Annotated in this window: 16 protein-coding genes; 5 read left to right on the top strand and 11 right to left on the bottom strand. The window is 39.3% G+C overall.

Annotated features, from left to right (window positions below; genetic code table 11):
• Positions 1 to 243: 243 nt before the first annotated feature.
• From I6E85_RS00850 to I6E85_RS00815, 8 genes are read right to left on the bottom strand one after another with little or no spacing between them, the layout of a single operon-like run.
• Positions 244 to 1,035 (bottom strand): sterol desaturase family protein, encoded by a 792-nt coding sequence (locus I6E85_RS00850; protein WP_182724075.1) that lies wholly within the window; start codon positions 1,033 to 1,035, stop codon positions 244 to 246.
• On the bottom strand, positions 1,028 to 1,708 hold the full coding sequence (locus I6E85_RS00845; RefSeq protein WP_182724074.1) for a CDP-alcohol phosphatidyltransferase family protein: 681 nt from the start codon (positions 1,706 to 1,708) through the stop codon (positions 1,028 to 1,030). Before I6E85_RS00845 ends, I6E85_RS00850 begins: the two co-directional genes overlap by 8 nt.
• A 32-nt stretch (positions 1,709 to 1,740) precedes the next feature.
• Positions 1,741 to 2,379: an ATP-binding cassette domain-containing protein gene (locus I6E85_RS00840; RefSeq protein WP_182724073.1), complete on the bottom strand. Its 639-nt coding sequence runs from the start codon at positions 2,377 to 2,379 to the stop codon at positions 1,741 to 1,743.
• Positions 2,380 to 2,434: 55 nt separating this feature from the next.
• Positions 2,435 to 4,189, bottom strand: a complete 1,755-nt coding sequence (locus I6E85_RS00835; protein ID WP_197236462.1) for an ABC transporter permease — start codon at positions 4,187 to 4,189, stop codon at positions 2,435 to 2,437.
• Complete coding sequence (locus I6E85_RS00830; protein ID WP_182711713.1) at positions 4,186 to 5,520, bottom strand: ABC transporter substrate-binding protein; 1,335 nt, start codon at positions 5,518 to 5,520, stop codon at positions 4,186 to 4,188. The genes I6E85_RS00835 and I6E85_RS00830 overlap by 4 nt, the downstream gene beginning before the upstream one ends.
• The gene (locus I6E85_RS00825; protein WP_197236461.1) at positions 5,507 to 6,340 is read right to left on the bottom strand and encodes a DUF547 domain-containing protein; all 834 of its coding nucleotides are present in this window, start codon (positions 6,338 to 6,340) and stop codon (positions 5,507 to 5,509) included. Before I6E85_RS00825 ends, I6E85_RS00830 begins: the two co-directional genes overlap by 14 nt.
• Position 6,341: 1 nt before the next feature.
• Entirely contained in the window at positions 6,342 to 8,495 is a 2,154-nt protein-coding gene (locus I6E85_RS00820; RefSeq protein ID WP_197236460.1) for an FAD-dependent oxidoreductase, read from the bottom strand.
• 10 nt (positions 8,496 to 8,505) lie between these two features.
• A complete protein-coding gene (locus I6E85_RS00815) occupies positions 8,506 to 10,866 on the bottom strand; it encodes a TonB-dependent siderophore receptor (protein ID WP_197236459.1) in 2,361 nt (786 codons plus the stop codon).
• A gap of 426 nt (positions 10,867 to 11,292) precedes the next feature.
• Here I6E85_RS00815 and I6E85_RS00810 point away from each other — a divergent pair, with 426 nt between their 5' ends.
• Positions 11,293 to 11,706 (top strand): hypothetical protein, encoded by a 414-nt coding sequence (locus I6E85_RS00810; RefSeq protein WP_007581772.1) that lies wholly within the window; start codon positions 11,293 to 11,295, stop codon positions 11,704 to 11,706.
• 84 nt (positions 11,707 to 11,790) lie between these two features.
• Here I6E85_RS00810 and I6E85_RS00805 read toward each other — a convergent pair whose 3' ends face one another.
• Complete coding sequence (locus I6E85_RS00805; RefSeq protein WP_024591907.1) at positions 11,791 to 12,216, bottom strand: hemerythrin domain-containing protein; 426 nt, start codon at positions 12,214 to 12,216, stop codon at positions 11,791 to 11,793.
• Between the two features lie 347 nt (positions 12,217 to 12,563).
• Between I6E85_RS00805 and I6E85_RS00800 the strand changes: the two genes are divergently transcribed.
• The 3 genes from I6E85_RS00800 to I6E85_RS00790 are packed head-to-tail and all read left to right on the top strand — an operon-like array spanning position 12,564 to position 13,391.
• On the top strand, positions 12,564 to 12,818 hold the full coding sequence (locus I6E85_RS00800) for a hypothetical protein (protein WP_024591906.1): 255 nt from the start codon (positions 12,564 to 12,566) through the stop codon (positions 12,816 to 12,818).
• A gap of 59 nt (positions 12,819 to 12,877) precedes the next feature.
• Entirely contained in the window at positions 12,878 to 13,135 is a 258-nt protein-coding gene (locus I6E85_RS00795) for a hypothetical protein (protein WP_024591905.1), read from the top strand.
• Positions 13,136 to 13,172: 37 nt separating this feature from the next.
• A complete protein-coding gene (locus I6E85_RS00790; RefSeq protein ID WP_024591904.1) occupies positions 13,173 to 13,391 on the top strand; it encodes a DUF6500 family protein in 219 nt (72 codons plus the stop codon).
• A gap of 36 nt (positions 13,392 to 13,427) precedes the next feature.
• Here I6E85_RS00790 and I6E85_RS00785 read toward each other — a convergent pair whose 3' ends face one another.
• Both I6E85_RS00785 and I6E85_RS00780 read right to left on the bottom strand, forming a co-directional pair.
• Entirely contained in the window at positions 13,428 to 15,347 is a 1,920-nt protein-coding gene (locus I6E85_RS00785; protein ID WP_024591903.1) for a GGDEF domain-containing protein, read from the bottom strand.
• 177 nt (positions 15,348 to 15,524) lie between these two features.
• Positions 15,525 to 17,180 carry an RluA family pseudouridine synthase gene (locus I6E85_RS00780; RefSeq protein ID WP_197236458.1) on the bottom strand — a complete coding sequence of 552 codons (1,656 nt, stop codon included), beginning with the start codon at positions 17,178 to 17,180 and terminating at the stop codon, positions 15,525 to 15,527.
• Positions 17,181 to 17,496: 316 nt separating this feature from the next.
• On the opposite strand from I6E85_RS00780, the gene poxB reads away from it, so the two are divergent.
• Positions 17,497 to 19,221, top strand: coding sequence for a ubiquinone-dependent pyruvate dehydrogenase (gene poxB / locus I6E85_RS00775; RefSeq protein ID WP_197236457.1), 1,725 nt, complete (start codon positions 17,497 to 17,499; stop codon positions 19,219 to 19,221).
• Positions 19,222 to 19,419: the final 198 nt, after the last annotated feature.

Genomic DNA, 19,419 nt, shown 5'->3' with positions numbered 1-19,419 from the left:
ACCAGTTTACCAATTTTAGATTGTATATAAATTGCAGTTTATACAATTAGTTATGTTGTTTGTGTTTTTTGATGAGAGCGTGAGCGGAATATTTTTTACGTCAAAAAAGTAGGAAAGGACTTAACAATTAAAAGGTTAGTTACAGGTATATTTATAGTATTTAAGGAGTATTTTGTTTATACCAATCTACATAAAAGCAATTTTAAGTGGATTGGTATTGTATGAGATAAAATATGCTTGTTTTTACTTGTTTTTAAAAGGCATTGTAAGTAACCCCAAAAGGGACGCATTTTGGTTTTGGCTTGGGTATTCTTTTAAACCAATATTTATATCTGCGTCGGTTTTTTTAGCTTTACCTTTGTAACTACCAAATAATTTATCCCACCAAATTACACTGAAACCATAGTTTGAGTTGGTTTCACTAACCACTTGGCTATGGTGAATTCGATGCAAAATTTGCGTCATTAGTATTAAACGCAGTGGTTTTTCAATGGCATTAGGTAGGCGTATATTTGCATGATTAAATAATGCTAAACCATTAAGTGCTATTTCAAATATAAGTACCGCAATGGCAGGTACGCCAAGAGCTGTTACTGCAATGAGTTTTATAAGTATGCTCAGCACAATTTCGATAGGGTGAAAGCGCAAGCCCGTACTTGTATCAACATGTGCATCGGCGTGGTGTACACGGTGCAAGCGCCATAAAATAGGCACTTGATGAAATAATCTATGCTGCCAATAAATTAATATATCGAGTAAAAGTATGCTCAATATAATAATTAAACTGCTTGGTAGGGCTATTTGATTAAATAAGCCAATGCCGTGCTCTTGATTGTAAAGTGCAACAGCGGTTAACCCAATAGGGACCACTAAGCGCGCAATAACTGATGAAGCAAACACTAATCCAAAATTAGCAAACCAACGTGTACTGCTTTTAATAGGTGCTTGGCGAGCAGGTTTTTGCCATTCAAGCAGCATCATTATAATTAAAATGCTAAAAAAGCAGCCGAGTCGCCACCATACTTCATTAGTCATCTATTACCTCAGAATTTGCACTGTTAGGCACGTTTTCAGCTGCTTTGTTAGCATCGGCTTCTTGTTGCTTAAGCGTGTGATAACCGCCATGTATACGGGTAAAAATAGTTATGCCACACGCAATAGCAAAAATGCTCGCCATAACAGCAAAGTGCTGCGGCCAAATACAAAATGCAATAAATAGCGCTATTGTTTCAGTGCCTTCGGTTAAGCCATTTAAGTAGTAAAATCTTTTGTATTTAAATTGCGGTTTTTCGAGTTTAAATTTTTCGGCGGCAATCGCAAAAGCTAAAAAGCTTGAGCCCGTACCAATAAAAGTGGCAAGTAATAACGAGCCCGCTATCGCGTTTTGCTCAGGGTTTGCCAAAATAAAGCCAAGCGGAATAGCCGCGTAAAATAAAAAGTCGAGTGTGATATCTAAAAAGCCACCCGCGCTTGAACTTTGGTTTGCATAACGTGCTAATGCGCCATCAAGTCCATCTAAAATTCGATTTAAAGCAATGGCCACTAATGCGCCGTACCACATTTCAAACGCCAGTAATGGCACGGCTAATAAGCCAACTAAAAAGCCAACTACGGTTAGCTGATCGGCGGTTATGCCGCGTTTATGCATAAGCATAACCACAGGTGTTAAAAGAGGCTTAATGACAGGGGTGATAAATTTGTCTAGCATGTTTATTGCCTTATGCGTTTAAAGCTATGTATTTAAAGTGCGCTACTTAAAGTAATGAGTTTGCCATTTGCAGCGTCGGCGTCGCTATGGTCATGAGTTACCATAATTGCAGGTAGCTTATGATCGCGTATTTGGCTAAACACGAGTTCGCGTGTATCAACACGCAGTTGGGTGTCGAGTTTGCTAAAGGGTTCGTCGAGTAAAATGGCTTTAGGTTCGCTCAGCAGCATACGTAATAATGCAACACGGGCTTGCTGCCCGCCCGATAAGTTATCGGGGTGACGATTGCCCATATCTTTAAGACCTACTTGCTCAAGTGCGTGTTCTATTTTTTCAAGGCGTTGTTTTCTATTGCCTTTTGGCATTGCAAAGGCAATGTTACCAGCAACAGTTAAATGCGAAAACAATAAAGCGTCTTGATAAAGCACTCCAATATGGCGCAAGTGTGGAGGGGTGTTATCGATATTTTGACCATTAAGCCACACCTCTCCATTGGCCTTAAAGCTACTTGGTAAAGTACCCGTAAGCCAATTTAATAAGCTTGATTTACCACTGCCTGATGGGCCCATAATAGTCAGAATTTCACCGCCATTAACTTGCTCGTTTAAGCTAAGTAACAGCTCATTTTGGCGATAAAGCTGACAATTTTTAATCTGTAACGATGACTGCATTAAAAAACCTTAACCCTGATAGTGTTAAACATGGGTGCTTTAAATATGTGCACTTTTAAATACGTGCACTTTTGAAAAAATATTTAGGTAAACCCCATGCCAGTATAAATCCAATAAGCGGCAACGCCATTTGCATAATAGCGTACACGGCACTGGTGCGTCTGCTTGCGCCATTGGCAAGCGTAACGGCTTCGGTTGTTATTGTGGTTATGCGCCCGCCACCAGCTAAAAGCGTGGGGAGGTATTGTCCAAAACTAATTGCTAAGCCCATTGCGGCTGCAATTAAAATAGGGGCAAACAACTGAGGTAGTTTTACTTTAAAAAACACCTTGCACGGCGCTGCGCCTAGGCTTGCTGCAACATGAGCAAAACGAGGATCTAAGCGCCTATAACTGCTCGCAAGTGACAAAAACACATAAGGCAACACAAACAGTAAATGCGTAAGTACCACATTAAAAAATGCGGCTTGGTTATTTACCAGTTGTTGTATCCATACTAGCCCAAACAAAAAGGCAATACTGGGTACTAATAACGGTAAGTAAATAATTAAACTGGTAAAACGAGAAATAGGTTTATCACTCAATTGCTCTGATTCTAAACACAATAAAGTAAGAATAATGGCAAATAATGTGGTTACTAAGCCGATTGCTAGCGTATTAAAAAGCGGGCTGCTCATTTGCATTAGCGCACTTTTAAAATGCAGTAGTGTAAATTGCTCAGGCATTGCATCTGGAAAGCGCCAAAAGCCTGCAACCGACCACATAACTAAACCAATAAGTGACAACAATATGAAGCTAATTACTAATGTGGTGAGTACGACCGTTATTTTTTGCCAATAAAATCCGCCGTATTCGCGCACTCCATTAGTGAGAGAGTCGCTAAATAGCACTTTTACGGCCTTTTCTGCGCCAAGCCAAAGGGCTAATAACCCGCCTGTAACAGCCAGTTGTAATAAAGCACCTGCTGAGGCTTTAATACGCAGGTTTAAATCAACATCATTAAACCAATGCATTATTGCAACGGCCAACGTGGGTGGTGTATTTGGGCCTAAAATGAGTGGCATTTCTACACTGGCACTTGCATAGGCAAGCACGGCTAAAAGGGGCAAACGCAGCAGCGGATAAAGACTTGGCAGTATTACTTTAAAAAAGGCGGTCATTGGGCAATAACCCAAGTTAAGCGCAACCTTATGTTGTTGGCGTAATTTTTTGCCAAGCTCAGGTTGAGCAAGTACGCCCAGTGCCATTAATAATAAAAAGGGAAGCTCTTTTAGTGTTAAGCCTAAAATAATACTAATACCGAATGAATCATGCGGAAACATGCCGTTTGGCGCAAGTTCCCAGCCGCTTAACCAAGGCGACGCTAAGCGTGAAATCATACCTGAAGGGGCAATTAAAAACCCTACCGCAATAGCCGCGGCGGCATGAGGTATAACTAATATAGGGCTCAATAAACGCTGAATTCGGTTAAGCCACGGGCTATTAAAAAACGCAGCTAAAATCATTAAGGTAATGATAAATGCAAGCAGAGTACTTATTAAGCCCGTTGCAACGCTTAAGGTAACCATTTGGGTAAGGCCGGGTGTTTGCCAAAGGGCATTAAAACCTTGCAAGCTAAACGTTGTTTGCTCAAGTACGGGCGCATAACCAAAGGCAGGCAGCAATACGCTAATTAAGCCACCAAGTACGGGTAGTATAAGTAAAGCGAGTAAAAATCGCGGGCTAAATTTTACAATGCGCGTAAACATATCGGTGCTGCACTGCGTTGTTGCTTTGGTATTAATAGGTACACTTTTTGAAATAACGCTCATTGGCTTACTCCATAACGGGTTTGCCAACCTTGCATAATGGCGTTTACCCAGCTTGGATGAGGTTCGCTCAATGTGCGTTTAATACTGTTTAAAGGCAGTGCACTTGGATGTGGTTTAGCTGTTTTAAATAAGGCTTGCTGATCAGGCGTTAACGTTGATTGAATAAGTACGCTTTTATCGCCCCATATATGCGCTTTTTGTTTTTCAGCTTGCGCCTCAGGGCTCATTAAAAAATTAGCCACTAATTGCGCACTTTGCTGGTGGCTTGCATTGTAAGGGATTGCCACAAAATGGGTATTACTTAAACTGCCATCACTCATTGCGTAACTGCGAATGCTGTTTGGTAAATCATAGCGTTTTACAGCTGCCGGTACTTCAGGTGCTGAAAAAGTAAAGGCTAAACTCAGCTCTGTATCGTCTACTAAGCGGCGCATTTGAGCACCACTTTGCATAAAATGAGTGCCAGCACGCCAAAGAGTTGGGTGTAGTTTATCTAAAAAGTCCCACAGTGGATTTAACACTTGCGCCGTATTTTTAGTTGTAGCTGGTTGGTTTAGCTGCGCTTTAATGTTTTCGCTGCTGTGCTTATGCAGCACAACTAAGGCGTATTTTAAAAAGCTCATACCTAAAAAGTCAGGCGGCTTTGGGTAACTAAAGCGGCCAGGGTTTTGTGCGCTCCAGTTTAATAATTCGTTTAATGTCGTCGGCAATTTATTGTTTGCCTTACCATTTATTGCAATGCTGTCGTAATAAAACGTAAGTGACGCTTGCCCCCATGGCGCCTCCATCCCATTGGTAGGTAAACCAAAATCAAATGTTACAGCAGGGTTATTAGCCGGATCGGTTAATGCAAAGTAGGGGAGTTTATTCGCCCATTGCTTTAAAAGCAGAGAGTGTTCACTCATGGTGGCAAAGTTAGCTCCGTTGATCCACATTAAATCTACGCTGCCTTGGTTGTTATTATTTGCTGATTTTTCGGCAAGTACACGGCTTACTGCTTCGCTGGTGTCACTTAATTTTACATGTACCAGGTTAATGTTGTACTTAGTTTTAACTTGCTGCGCTGCCCATTGAATATAAGCATTTATTTGCGCGTCGCCACCCCATGCATAAAAGTACACATCTTGATTGCTACCAAGTGCTTGAGCTTGTTGCCAGCGAGATCCCTGTTGTGTGTTTATTACTAAATTACTTTTATTATTTGAGTTAATAACGGTATTAGCAAACGCAATGCTCGAAAAAGCAGCTAAATTTGCGATTGTACAAACGCAAAACGCGACACAGCAAAAGCTGTATCGCGCCAGTGTTTGCCAAAACTTAATGGCGAACATTTAAATCCCAGTTGTAGTCTAAAAATTTAACTTTCATGTCATCATTTTCAAGTGCTTTTTGCTGAGCGGGTATCAGTTTAAGCGCATCGCTGTACTGCAAGAAAAACTGCTGTAGCGTGTTTGCACCTCTAAAGCCTTTTTCAAAGTCATCGCCGTACCATTTAAATATTGAAGACACGCTTAGCGTATTTTCTTGAGCCAAATTGCGTGTCATATCTGATAAAAAGCGCACTGTTTGCTCTTGCAATTGGCTCTCTAAATCAGTGGCTGTATAGGCCTCTTCTCGAAGCGCTGGGCAACCAATACTCGCGCAATTTACTGCAAAGTGAATACGTGGGTCGTTGTATTTACCGCTGCCACGTATTAAACCATGCTCTATATCATCAAGGCTGCGAGTTTTGCCAAGTAATGGCACAAACTCTTTACTCCATGGTGAGCTAAAAAAGCTCCCTAAGTCTTTAATTGACTTAATATCAGGGTACTCTTTACTGGCAAGGTTTGAGACGATAAGCTCAACAGTCCACGCATTATAAGCATTGATTAAAAAAGCGAGTTGCTTAGGCTTTTCCCACGCGTCAAATTCGCTTTGCGTTACAGCCGTTAACGAATCTAAATACGTTTTTAGCTGTGCATGCTCACGTTTTATAGCAGCGTAATCAACCTCAGTACTGTGATTATGATTAATAGCGACAACATACTTATTTAATAATGCATTCCAGCTATCGTGCATGTTTTGGGCTTGGGCCGAAAATGATGTTGCAAACGATGTTACAACTAAAGCCGAACCAAGTAGCAATGCTTTTAGAGGTGTTTTAAACATATTAGCCTCTGCGCCATGTGTGGTATTTTTCAAGCATGTTAAGTACTTTTTCAGGTGCATGAGCGCGTTTCCACTCGCCTGCTGCGTACTTGTTACCTTCAGCCCAAGTAGGGTAGCTGTGTATAGTACCGAGTATTTTGTTAAGGCCTAAACCGTGTTTCATTGCCAGTACAAACTCAGCAATTAAATCGCCAGCGTGTTCAGATACTACAGTAACACCCAATATTTTGTCTTTGCCTTTGGGTGTAACCACTTTAATAAAGCCTTTTGTAGCGCTGTCGGTAATTGCACGGTCTAGCTCTTCAAATTCAAAACGAGTGATTTCGTAATCTATGCCTTTGTCTTTTGCGTCTTGCTCGTTTAAGCCAACACGTGCTACTTCTGGGTCAATAAACGTAGTCCACGGAATAACACGGTAATCTACTTTAAACTTTTTAAGGTGACCAAATAAGCCATTTACCGCTGCGTACCAACCCTGATGAGCGGCGACGTGCGTAAACTGATACGGACCTACAATATCGCCTGCTGCAAAAATATTAGGGTACAGTGTTTCTAGGTATTCGTTAGTTACTACTGTGCGGTTTGTTTCAATGCCTAGCTCTTCAAGACCGTAACCTTTAAGGCGTGCACTTCTACCAACGGCACATAATAGCTCGTCGTATTCAATATCTATTTCTTTGTCGTTATGTTTAACAACAATATATTTTTTACCATCGCGAGCTTCACAGCGTAGTGCTTGGTGCGATGTTAAAATATTAACGCCACTTTCGGTTAACGCTTCGTGAGCAAAAGTAGACACTTCAAGATCTTCTTTGATCATGATGCGTTCGCTCATTTCAATTTGCGTAACGCTTGAACCTAAACGAGCAAAGCTTTGTGCTAATTCGCTACCAATTGGACCACCACCAAGTACTACAAGTTTTTTAGGTGCCTCATCTAGCTCTGCAAATTTATTCCACAATGTATCGCTTGTTACATAGCCAGTTTCTTCAATACCAGGTAGTGGCGGTACAAATGGGCGTGCGCCAGTTGCAATAACAATAGTACGAGCGGTGAGTGTTTGCGTGCCACCGTCGTTAAGTTTAATTTCTACAGTCCACGGGTCTATTAATTTACCGTAACCTTTTACAACATCTACGCCTAGGTTGGTGTAACGCTCAACACTGTCGTGTGGTGCTACATCGGCAATTACTTTGTGTACACGTGCCATTACTTTTTTGAACGAAAACTGCGGTGTCGCATTTTCTAGGCCGTAGTTTTCACCATGGCGAATTTGTTCTGCAATTTTAGCGCTTTTAATGACTGCTTTACTTGGAACACAACCATAGTTTAAACAGTCACCGCCCATTTCGCCCGCTTCAATAAGGGTTACTTTTGCTTTAACAGCAGCGGCTATATAACTTGTTACCAAACCACCTGCGCCTGCGCCAATAACAATCATGTTACGGTCGAATTTTTTAGGCTTAGTGTAGTTTTTGTATACGCGACGCTTTTTAAACACGTTTAAGATTCCTTTTGCAATGAATGGGAATATACCCAATAAAGCGAATGATAAGATTAAGTTGAATGATAAAATTCCAGATAAGCTTTCTATTTGCGCCAGTTGTGTACCTGCGTTAACAAATACAAATGTACCGGCGAGCATACCTGCTTGGCTTACCCAGTAGTAAGTCCAAGACTTTATTGAAGTAACACCCATTAGTAAGTTGATTAAAAAGAACGGAAACACCGGCACTAAACGAAGGGTAAATAAGTAAAATCCACCTTCTTTTTCAACGCCTGCATCAATGGCGGCTAATCGCTCAGGAAAACGTTGTTTAATAGTGTCACGTAGTAAGTAACGCGATACTAAAAAGGCAAGTGTTGCGCCAATAGTTGAGGCAAAAGATGCAACCAATAAGCCTTCAACTAAGCCAAACAATGCACCTGCGGCAAGTGTTAAAATAGCGGCGCCTGGTAAAGAGAGAGCAGTTACTACTACGTATAGTAAAAAGAACCCACCAATAACTAGTAACGGTGACTGCTCTTTGTATTGGTTAAACTGATCCATCGATCCTTTTAAGCCATCAAGCGTAAGTAGTTGGTGTAAGTCAAAATGAAAGAACAGGCCGACGGCGGCCGCTGCAATCAATAATAGAAATATTTTTTTTATCATGTTCTCTCTCTTAAAAACTATGCGTAAGGGTTAACTTGGCGTTAATTGGCAACTCAGGAAAAGCTAAAGTTGCACCAAAGTAACCGCCTTCAAATACTGGACGCCAGTTTTTTTGATTCGTCACGTTGTTCACATCTAATCGTAACTTGGTATTAGGCGTAAAAGCATAGCTAGTATTTACGTTTAGGGTGTACTGATCACGAATTTTTACTGTCGCCAAAAAGTCTAATGGGTAACTCTTTGTATATAGACCTGAAAAACCCGTTTGCCATTTCGAATTAATTGAATAATTTCCGTTAAAGCTGAACGATTGCTCAGGAATGCCCTGTACACGGGTGTTTGAAGGTGCAAAAGCGGTAAAGCTAGGTGCGCCAACACTGGTACCTTCAATAATATCTGGACGTGAGTTGTCAAATGCATCAGCGACTTGTGCTGAATCTTGGCTACTTGCAGAATTATCGTAGCGAGCATCTATATAGCTGTAGCCAGCACTTAGCCAATAAGGGTAAGCATCATAAAATACTTGGCTTTCAAAGCCGGTAGTACGAATGCCGGTATTGCTACCATCGCGATTACGTAAACTACGACGTTGGCTAAACACCGCACCATCGGCGTACCAATCACTGTCGGTTGGTGCGTATTTCAAACCAAATTCAACTAAGGTATTTTCGGTTGAAAAGTTTTGTGCGCTAATCGTGTTGTCGCCACCAAGAGACGTGCCGCCAGCCATGCTATTTGATGTGGCTTCGTTGTAACTTGCTGCACCATAAGTGGTGTAATCACCGTTTAATCGGTAGTTAAAGCTTACTTGCCCAGAATGTAGCTTATCGTTAATGCTATCGCGAGCTGCAATTTCACCCTCTGGTGCTATTGGGTCGTGCGCGTCTACGTCATAAAAATCAATGCGGTAGCCAACACTTGTATGAAACTTATCTGTCCAATCAGAATCTTGCTGAATAGCAAAACCTGTTTGCCATGAACGCGAATCGGTAGTGTCTGATAAGTTAAAGTCGCCACTGCCGTCATTATTAATATCATATTGACCACCAGGGGATACAAATACACCTGAGCTAATTTCAATTAAACGTGCTTGTTGTGCATCAGTTAAAGGAATGCGGCGGTTTGAAAGTGGGCCAGTTAAATCAATAGGTAAGTCGGCTTCTGTTGTAAATTGGCTGTAGCCTAATACGCGGTTATAACGCACATCAAATGCGAAAATTGTTTGCTGGTCGCTATTCCAAAGATAGGTAAGCTCGGTACGGTTTTGCGCGGTATCGGCACCATCTATAATTTCAACAAAGCTATTTTGTGCAATTTCTTCGCGTTGTAAGTGCTGAAAATACGTAATGTTTTTTATTGATGCGTTGTTGGAAAGTTCACGCTTATAAATGCTGTGTAGTAAATAAGTAGTGGCTTCGTTTTGATTATCAGGATCGGTAAGTACTGTACTACGGTCTATTTTTACTTGCCCAGTTGGTGAGATTATTGAACCTGCTGCCGGTACAGTACTGCCGTTTGCTTGCACGCCTTGGCCGGTAATATAAAGGCCATTATCTATTAGCGCTTGAGTAGGGCGGTTAATACCTGCGTTATCGGTAAATTCAACTTGGTATAACTCAAAGTTAATATCCCAGCTGCTCTTGTCATCGGGTAATACGCGTAATGATGCAAATAAGCTGTCGCTCTTTGTGCCTGAAAAGTCGTAGTAGCTGCCGTTATCTATGTGTTCAGCGCTTACTCTAAAGCCTACTTTGTCTTTTACAATGGGTGCACTGTAATCCACTAAAACACTGTACTGATCCCATCGACCTGCAGATACCGTTGCTTTGCCTTTACTTTCGTCAGTTGATGCTTTTTTAGAATGTAAGTTTACAAAACCACCGTTGCGTTGGCTTGAGCCAAATAATACCGGCGGCGCGCCTTTTACCACGTCTATCTGTTCTATAGAGTTGAACGATAAGGGCACACCAAAGCCGTTATTACCGGCTTGTCGGCGTGTGCCATCTTGAAAAAGCTCACCTAATTGCCCACGAATAGTAGGTAAACTAGGTGCGCCAAAACCACTGGCTGAATAGGTATTAGGGCTTACTGCGAGCACGTCTTGTAAAGTCGTAATATTGAGTTGCTCTATTAACTCGCTTGAAATTGGTGTGACTGAGCGGGCTATATCTTGTAGGGCTAAGTTGTCGCCAAAAGGGCCGTCTACAGTGGCGTTTTTAACCGAAAGACCTTGAGATTTAATAGCTTGGCCTGCCACCTCAATGCGCTCTATTGCGCCATCTTTTGTTGTTTTTGATTCTTCGGCTGCAAAAGCATTAAGTGGTGTATTTAATATAGTGGCTAGGGAAAGTGCTAAATATGCGTGTTTCAAACGTTTTCTCTCTACGGTTAAAATGTTGTTGGCGATAAAGACCGAAAGGATTAAAAATAAATTTCAGTAAAATTTCGATTCTTTTTGTTTTTTAGAACATAACAAAACAGATGTATTATAAAGGTGGTAATTAAGTACTATAGTTTTATCAGTCGATAAAATATCAATAGAGCGATTGTATTAGAGTGAATGTAAATATTTGCTTTTAATGGGCTTTTTAAATTATAGACTACTTTTCACCTGCTAACATTTTAAAGTTGTTAACTTTTACGCAGCATTTTTTAATTCCTAAAATAAGCTTCACTTTTATTACTACAAAGCTTAATTACTTTTTTAGTTAAAATAATTAAATTTTTTTGAAATAAAAAATAACTTATACGGTCTAGGTTACTTCAACGTTTATTAATATTCATTTAAGGAAATTTTATGACAGGTTCAATGAGTTCTGATGTGCAAAACCGTTTGCAATGGTCACTTTTATCTTTGCGTTTAGGCGTATTTATTGTAATGGTTATGTGGACGTTCGATAAATTCGTAAACCCTGGTCATAGCGCACGTATTTTCGAACATTTTTACGGTATTAGTGGCTCATCTGACATAGTTGCTTATGTTATCGGTGCTCTACAACTTGTATTAGTATTGGCATTTTTAGCGGGTATTAAAAAGCGTATAACTTACGGTATCATTTTTGTAATGCATGGCTTATCAACGCTTTCTTCGTACAACCAGTATATAGATGGCTTTAATAACTTATTATTCTTCACTGCATGGCCAATGTGGGCTGCGTGTTTCGCACTTTACTTGTTACGCGACCAAGACGTGAAATTTACTGTAAAGTAATAAAGTACATGCAAAAAAATTGGTTATAAGCCATAAGGCTTATAACCAATAAGTACACAGGGAGTGCGGAAGTCGGTTTATACGTTAATGCATAGCGTCGTTGTATTGCTTTGCTAAGCTTTGTTTTTGCCCTTCGGTTAGTGCTTTACCCGCTAATTGAAATACTTCGTGTTCTTCTTCACTTAAATGATGATGTACTAAATGGTGCAGCTTTTTAGCTGCAACTAACCATGCAGACGAGCTCATTTCGGTATCTTCAAGTTGTTCAATTAATTCATCAATTTCGTGATGTTCAGCTACGCTGTGGCGCGCTTTTTCATGAGTTAAGTCATCAAACATAAGTGGGTTGTAAAAGTAACGTTCTTCAAACTTTGCGTGCTGTTCTAATTCTGTTTTTAGCTCGTCCATTAGCGTGTGGCGCTGCTCTGTGTCGCCGTGCGTTTGAATAAGTGCATCTACTAATTTTCTTTGTTTGTCATGGTCATGACGTAGTGCTTCAAAAATATTCATAACTAATCCTTTTACAATTTATTTGCTTATACCATTAACTAGCAAACTAAATGCCAAATATTAAGTTGATGTATTTTATTGCTTTTATTTTGATTTTTTATTTTTATGCTGCTATCACTGTAAATTTTACAGTGATATGAATGCAATAATTTCAGGCTTTTACGTAGTTCAATTATAAAGTGAGTATAAATCCCTACAGAACCTTACAAATATTTACTGGTTGTTTATTTTATTGCAGTGATAAAGTAGCAACATTATTTAGGTACAACCTATATGTATTACTCCCACATATAATACCAATCGGTATAAATGCAGGTAGCACGTTAACTTAATAGGATAGTTTAAGGATGAACATAAAAAGCCCCATCGCCGCATTATTGCTGTGCGCTTTACTAAGTGCCTGTAGTACAGCCCCACGTTCTGACCCTAACTTATGCATTGAAGAGGCTGAAACGGTTGCTCGAAATGGCGCTCAAACAAGCTCAGAAGTTTATAATCAATGCATTAGCGCACAAATTAAAAAGGATGAAAAAAATGACACTTTTTTTGATGCTATCGGTACGTTCTTTTTTGAATTTTTTGTAATGGTGGTAGAAAAGTAAATAGGCTAACTTGCAGCTGTAATTTAAAGTAAATAAGTTGCGTAAAAATAGGATTAGTTATGAAGCAATTATTGATAGTAATTCCACTTTTTTTATTACTAAGCGCTTGTGCGGCACAGCCTTACGCAGGTTCGGCAAAATGTATGGAACAAGCAGATATTGCATACGAAACCGATACACGTAAAAATGAAACATTAGATAATGAATGCAAAGCTGCAAAAGTAAATACGCCTAATAAAGAGCTTGAGAATCACGGTTTGGTTGATAGAAGTCTTTTACAGCTAATCGTTAGCTTTTTAAATGGCGTATTTCAATAGTACATATACAGTAAAAATATAACTAAATAAGGTATGTATGAGGGAAGAACTAAGAGCAAAAATAATTACCGTATGCGATAAAAAAATAGCAGTTAAAGGCGAAAATGTAGGGCTTTCTTTTTATGCCTTTTTTGCTAATAAAAACGACGACCCAGAGCTACTTATGGAAGCTGCTACTTGGTGGATACACACCCATAAATTAGATCATTTTGTAAAAGCACATAAAATTAAACAAATGGTTTTAGACGGACTTTAGTCAAGTAAATGAGCCAATACTTTTAGCTGTGTTTATTTAATCAACTACGACTTGGTTTCTTCCGTTTTCTTTTGCTTTATAAAGTAATTTATCTGCATGCTTAATAAGAATATCCAGTGTGCTTTTTAAAGGGCTACTTACAGAGGCTCCTGCACTAAAAGTGATTTTTGTATCTGTAGGAAAGTCTTCTATATTACTGCAATGCTCGGCGAAGCTAATGGCGAGTCGGTTAAATATATCGCGAATTATTCGTTCATCAGCCGTATTTAGTGCAAATAACCATTCTTCGCCGCCGTAACGGCCAAACTGATGATCATTACATAGTGTTTCTCTTGCAGCTTTTGCAAAGGCAATAAGAACTAAATCGCCAACATCGTGACCAAAATGGTCGTTAACTTTTTTAAAGTAGTCTAAGTCAACAATTGCTATAGTCATTTTACCTTCACCAAGTTTTGCTTCTGCTGCTCGCATTATTCCTCTGCGATTAGGGCAATTTGTTAGGTAATCTGTTAATGAAATATTGTGATATTTTTGACGTTGTCGAGCCTGCCGATAAAATAATAATAATGAAGCAATAACTAAAATAAACGCAATAGCAGCGCTAAGTCGCCAAATTATTTTTTGATGATATTCTTCTTTAGCTTGTAGCTCACTAATATCTTTTGCGTACTCTAGTTGCTGTATTTTTTCTTCTTTTTCTTTTACTTCAAACTGTATCTGTAGTGTTTTTATATTATTTTCACTGGTAGCTTCGTAGTGTTTTTTTGTATAAAGGAGCTTTTGTTCAATTGCTTCAAAAGCCTCGTCAGTGTAGTTAAGGCGTCGTTTTAGCTCATAGCGTTTACTTAAAAAATCGGCTTTATAAATACTGCGGCTGAATTTATCTAATTTAAAAAACACCTCATCGTTTGCTTCATTTGCTTGATCAAGTAAATCTAGTTTTATATATATGTCAGCTAACAAAATGAGCGATGCGAGTTGCATGTCGTGAACACCTGCAGAACGAGCAAGCTCAATGTTTTCTTTAGTTAGAGTTAAAGCTTTATCGTAATTTGCTTGTAAGTACTCAATACTGGCAATTGAGTACTGAGCAAAGGTTAAGCCTTTTTGCATATTAACTTTTTTGAAATAGAGCAATGCTTTGTCTAGGTATATTAAGGCATCTTTAGGTTTCTTAATCTCCAGCAATACATTGCCTAAGCTCCAATATGCTTTTGAGGTAAAAAGCCCATCTTGTGTTTGCTCATATGCCGCAACCGCTTTTTTTGCATAATATACGGCTTTGTCTTTTTCGTTTAGATAATTATATGCATCGGCTATTTTTCTAAAAAAGTATCCTTGAGATGCTGAATCATCATCTTTTAATGCTAATTCTAACCCCTCTAGTGCAACATTTAGGGTCTTTTTCAATGCATCTGTATCGGTGTAATAGTAAGCAAGTGCTCGTAAAATAATGATTTTTTCTTTAGTTGAATGCTGTTGCAAGCTCTCTTCTAATTTTGTGGCTAGCGTTTGTGCTGGAGCTGGGTTTGGCTCTCTCGCTAGAGACTTGAGTTGTGATTCGAGAAATAATAAATATACACTTTTTTGATTTGGTAACTCTTTGTTCTTTAAGTAATAGGATAAGTGTGTGTTTAACGCTTCGTATTTTTCTTGTCTAAAAAGTAACTCCGCATACAAAGCGGCCGCTTCTAGATGAAGGTTTTCCCAATTTTGCTCTTTGCTTATTTCAAACGCTTGAGTGAGTTTGTCTTCATTTTGAAGATAGTCTAGTTCATTCTGTTTTATGTTATTGATGAGAGTTTGAGTCGTGTCAAAGTCTAGCGCATGTAAAGTTGCACTTAATGAATTGCCGTTAGCTGAGGCAAGCTTACTTAAAAGTAAAAATAAAATGAGAACAATATACTTTGCCCATAAAGTATTACCTAAAATCTTTATTTGTGTATTGTTAGCCATGTTAATCCTTTGCTGACTTATTTTTATTATTGAAATACTTTTTCGCATTGCTTAATAAACTTGGGTTTGAACAGTTTCTTATACTCATCATTGAAAAATAAGACCATAAACAATATCAATTTAATTAATAAAAGCCAATATTTGTACGTTTTAGTGGTAGCGGTTTATGTGCTTTTGTTAAAAATCTGCGGCTACTTCAAATTCTAATCGTTTAAGTGTAATTGGGTGAGTAAATGCTAAGTATTCTGCATGTAAATGTAATCTATCGGCTTTTTGCCCGTAATGTGTGTCGCCTATAATTGGCATGTTTAAACCTAAACTGTGCGCGCAATGTACTCTTAATTGATGAGTTCGCCCTGTTTTAGGGTATAACTGTAATCGGGTAATATCGTTGTTACGCTCTAAAACCTGCCAGGTAGTAAGTGATGGCTTACCATGTTTGTAACACACCATTTGGCGCGGTTTATCATCAAAGTCGAGCACTAAGGGTAAATCAATTACTCCGCTATCCTCAGCTACGTTACCACTAACTAATGCGACATAACGTTTATCTATGGTGCGTTCAATAAACTGCTTTTGCAGTGCTTTGTGCACGCGTTTATTAAGTGCGATCATCAATAACCCAGAAGTCGACATATCTAATCTGTGTACAATTAGTGGGCCTGATGCCTCTGGAAACTGCGTTTTGATTCGCATATAAACTGAGTCTTCAATATTTACGCCAGGCACCGATAAAAACTCAGCGGGCTTATTTACCACAAGTAAGTCGTCATCTTTATAAACAATACTTAAATCCTTACCCTGAGCGGGGTTGATAAGTAGCGGGTTATCTTCAACATCTAAACCCTTTAGCATGTGCCCAAGTATTGGTTGGCATTTACTGTAACAAGAAGGGTAGTAGTTTTTATGCTGCCTAATTGCTGATTTAGGCGCAGCTCCCCACCAAAATTCAGCCATAGCAAGTGGCTTTAAGTCATGTTTATAGGCGTATTGTAATAATTTAGGCGCTGCACAATCGCCAGCACCCGAAGGAGGAGTGTGCTCAGGTAATGCTGCAAATATGGCATTTAAGTCTGTAGTTTCACCATTTGCATTTAAAAATTGGTACTGCGCAAATAACTTTTTTTGTAAGCTTTTAGAAAGCGTTTTACGGCGCTTTTTTAAATGAGCAATTTCATCAGAAATATTGATGTGTGTTTGCTGCAGTGACTCGATTATATTTTGCCAATAGGCTTTAAGTGCCAGCAGTTGCTTTTTTTCTACGATACTTTGCCCTGCAAGCTTATTTTTTAACTGCTCAAAATCACTTTCGCTAAGCTCTAATTCGCCTTCGGTACGTTGTATTTTACGTTGCTGGCGACCGGCTTGCATTACTGCCTGTTGGGCTAATAGTGCTTGCTGGTAGCTTTGTGTTGCATCATCAAGTTTGCTATTAACTTCATGCAGTTGTTCGCTATTTTCTAATTGCTCAATTTGAGCATTAATATCGTTAATTATTTTACTTTGAGTCAAATAGCTATCGTCTTGCAGCTGCATGCTAGAAACTGGCGGTACAAAGCTAATATTGGCTTTATCACCTTCAATTTGCCCCGAATAAGCACTTAAAAAGCCTAATTGTTGCTTAGTATTTTGCACCACTAAAACCCCAAACATTTTACCGGCATTTTCTGCTTTTAAATGCATTAACGTTTCAAGTTGTTGCTGTAATTGTTTTGTGGCTGCTACAGCTAATGGTTGCGGCTCGTAATAAAAAGGGAAAGTAAACTTTTCCGGAAGCGCGAGAGAATCAATATTTTGAGAAAATAATGTAAAGCACGAAGCAGAATTTGACATAGAAGTAAGAGAAAAGCATTCAGTAAAATAATTGAGCGCATAATAACATATTCATAGTTAAGCCACTAAAAATCTCGCACCCGCATATTCATAAACACTTTAAAGCGGACATTCATGTTTTATGTATCAGTATGGGGGCGCAGCAAACCCAGGCGTTTGTTAGTAAAGTCTCAGTAGTAATATATCTATCGTTATCAAAATATTTAAGCCTATCGATTCTCAACAATTGAGCGCATTTCGAAACGATGACTTACTTGATAGAGCAGAGGCAAAAAATCAATTTGCAGAATAACTGAATATTTAGGAGTTCTATATTATGAGTCAAAATATCGCAAGTTTTATCACTAAAACCCTCGAACAAGCGGGCGTAAAGCGCATTTGGGGAGTAACTGGCGATTCACTTAACGGCATTAGTGAAAGCCTGCGAAAAATGGGAACAATTGAATGGCTAGGAACGCGACATGAAGAAGTTGCCGCATTTGCAGCCGGTGGCGAAGCGCATTTATCAGGCGAGCTTGCGGTGTGTGCGGGTTCTTGCGGGCCAGGTAATCTTCATTTAATTAACGGCTTATTTGATTGTCAGCGCAATAATGTACCGGTATTAGCTATTGCCGCACATATTCCTTCATCTGAAATTGGCAGTAGTTATTTTCAAGAAACCCATCCGCAAGAATTATTTAAAGAATGCAGTGTGTATTGTGAAATGGTGTCGAGCCCTGAGCAAATGCCGTACCTGCTAGAAACCGCAATGCGACAAGCAATATTAAACAAAGGCGTGAGTGTACTTGTGCTACCTGGCGACATTGCATTAAAAGATATGCCTAAAGCTATCAAACCAAAATGGAACGTGCCAAAACCAGCAGCTTATACCCCTGCTTTATCTGATATTGAAGCAATGGCGACTCATCTTAATAAAAGTAAAAAAGTAACCTTATTGTGTGGTGCTGGTTGTAAGGATGCCCACGATGAAATTGTTGCGCTAGCCGAAAAATTGCAAGCACCGATAGTGCATGCTATGCGCGGTAAAGAATTTATTGAGTACGATAACCCTTACGATGTTGGTATGACTGGGTTTATTGGCTTTGCGTCGGGCTATCATGCAATGCAAGAAGCCGATACGTTACTTATGATTGGTACTAGTTTTCCTTATCGTGCTTTTTATCCTGAAAATACCACCATATTGCAAATTGATAATCAGGCTGCGTCACTCGGGCGACACGTTCAAATTGATTGTGGCGTATTAGGAGACACAAAAAATTCAGTGACCACACTGCTTGATTATATTAAAGGTGAACGGAGCAGTTCGCACTTACAAAAATGTGTTAAAAACTACAAAGAGTCTCGACAAGATCTTGATGAACTAGCCAGTGGAAAAACCTCGCAAAATTTAATTCACCCGCAATACCTAACACGTTTACTCAACGAGCAAGCGGCTGACGATGCTGTTTTTACTTGTGATGTAGGTACACCAACAGTGTGGGCTGCGCGTTATTTATCAATGAATGGAAAGCGCCGGTTAATTGGATCGTTTAATCATGGCTCTATGGCAAATGCCATGTCGCAGGCAATGGGGGTTCAATCTGTAGATAGAGACCGCCAAGTCATTGCAATGTGTGGTGATGGTGGCTTTTCGATGTTAATGGGCGATTTAATCTCACTTAAGCAGCTTAATTTACCAATAAAGATTGTTGTTTATAATAATCGCTCACTTAGTTTTGTGGCTATGGAAATGAAAGCCAGTGGGTTTTTATCAAGCGATACCGATTTAGAAAACCCAAGTTTTGCTAAAATTGCAGAGGCCTGTGGCTTAAAAGGGATTCATGTGGACGACCCTGAAAAATTACCATCGGCAATGAACGAGATGATGAATCACTCAGGACCTGTTGTTTTAGAAGTCGATACAGCAAAACAAGAGCTTTCAATGCCGCCGCAAATCAAATTAGAGCAAGCAAAAGGCTTTAGTGTTTACATGATGAAAGCGTTGATAAATGGCAAAGGAAACGAAATTGTAGAGCTTGCCAAAACTAACTGGTCACGCTAGTTAGTTACTTCCCTATTGAGTATTTTGGCTCAATAGGGAAGTGTAAATTAGAAGTAGGATATGATTAAAATGGAAGATTTTTAGTATAGTGTTGGAATCACTACGATGCTTTTGAGCTCACTCAAGTGCGATGTAAAGAGCTAAAACACTTAGCATTGGCATCAATTGCTACTTGGTCGTTGTTTTAGTTTAACGTTT

It is taken from the genome of Pseudoalteromonas sp. NZS71, assembly GCF_015864715.1.
GTDB classification, from domain to species: domain Bacteria; phylum Pseudomonadota; class Gammaproteobacteria; order Enterobacterales; family Alteromonadaceae; genus Pseudoalteromonas; species Pseudoalteromonas arctica.
The sequence above is the reverse complement of the archived record's forward strand: the minus strand, read 5'-3'. Positions and strand labels throughout refer to the sequence as shown.

What these genes read in the sequence shown, in the direction of transcription:
- I6E85_RS00850 (WP_182724075.1), bottom strand. Translation starts at nt 1,035, where the DNA reads ATGACTAATGAAGTATGGTGGCGACTCGGCTGCTTTTTTAGCATTTTA.
- I6E85_RS00845 (WP_182724074.1), bottom strand. Translation starts at nt 1,708, where the DNA reads ATGCTAGACAAATTTATCACCCCTGTCATTAAGCCTCTTTTAACACCT.
- I6E85_RS00840 (WP_182724073.1), bottom strand. Translation starts at nt 2,379, where the DNA reads ATGCAGTCATCGTTACAGATTAAAAATTGTCAGCTTTATCGCCAAAAT.
- I6E85_RS00835 (WP_197236462.1), bottom strand. Translation starts at nt 4,189, where the DNA reads ATGAGCGTTATTTCAAAAAGTGTACCTATTAATACCAAAGCAACAACG.
- I6E85_RS00830 (WP_182711713.1), bottom strand. Translation starts at nt 5,520, where the DNA reads ATGTTCGCCATTAAGTTTTGGCAAACACTGGCGCGATACAGCTTTTGC.
- I6E85_RS00825 (WP_197236461.1), bottom strand. Translation starts at nt 6,340, where the DNA reads ATGTTTAAAACACCTCTAAAAGCATTGCTACTTGGTTCGGCTTTAGTT.
- I6E85_RS00820 (WP_197236460.1), bottom strand. Translation starts at nt 8,495, where the DNA reads ATGATAAAAAAAATATTTCTATTATTGATTGCAGCGGCCGCCGTCGGC.
- I6E85_RS00810 (WP_007581772.1), top strand. Translation starts at nt 11,293, where the DNA reads ATGACAGGTTCAATGAGTTCTGATGTGCAAAACCGTTTGCAATGGTCA.
- I6E85_RS00805 (WP_024591907.1), bottom strand. Translation starts at nt 12,216, where the DNA reads ATGAATATTTTTGAAGCACTACGTCATGACCATGACAAACAAAGAAAA.
- I6E85_RS00800 (WP_024591906.1), top strand. Translation starts at nt 12,564, where the DNA reads ATGAACATAAAAAGCCCCATCGCCGCATTATTGCTGTGCGCTTTACTA.
- I6E85_RS00795 (WP_024591905.1), top strand. Translation starts at nt 12,878, where the DNA reads ATGAAGCAATTATTGATAGTAATTCCACTTTTTTTATTACTAAGCGCT.
- I6E85_RS00790 (WP_024591904.1), top strand. Translation starts at nt 13,173, where the DNA reads ATGAGGGAAGAACTAAGAGCAAAAATAATTACCGTATGCGATAAAAAA.
- I6E85_RS00785 (WP_024591903.1), bottom strand. Translation starts at nt 15,347, where the DNA reads ATGGCTAACAATACACAAATAAAGATTTTAGGTAATACTTTATGGGCA.
- I6E85_RS00780 (WP_197236458.1), bottom strand. Translation starts at nt 17,180, where the DNA reads ATGTCAAATTCTGCTTCGTGCTTTACATTATTTTCTCAAAATATTGAT.
- poxB (WP_197236457.1), top strand. Translation starts at nt 17,497, where the DNA reads ATGAGTCAAAATATCGCAAGTTTTATCACTAAAACCCTCGAACAAGCG.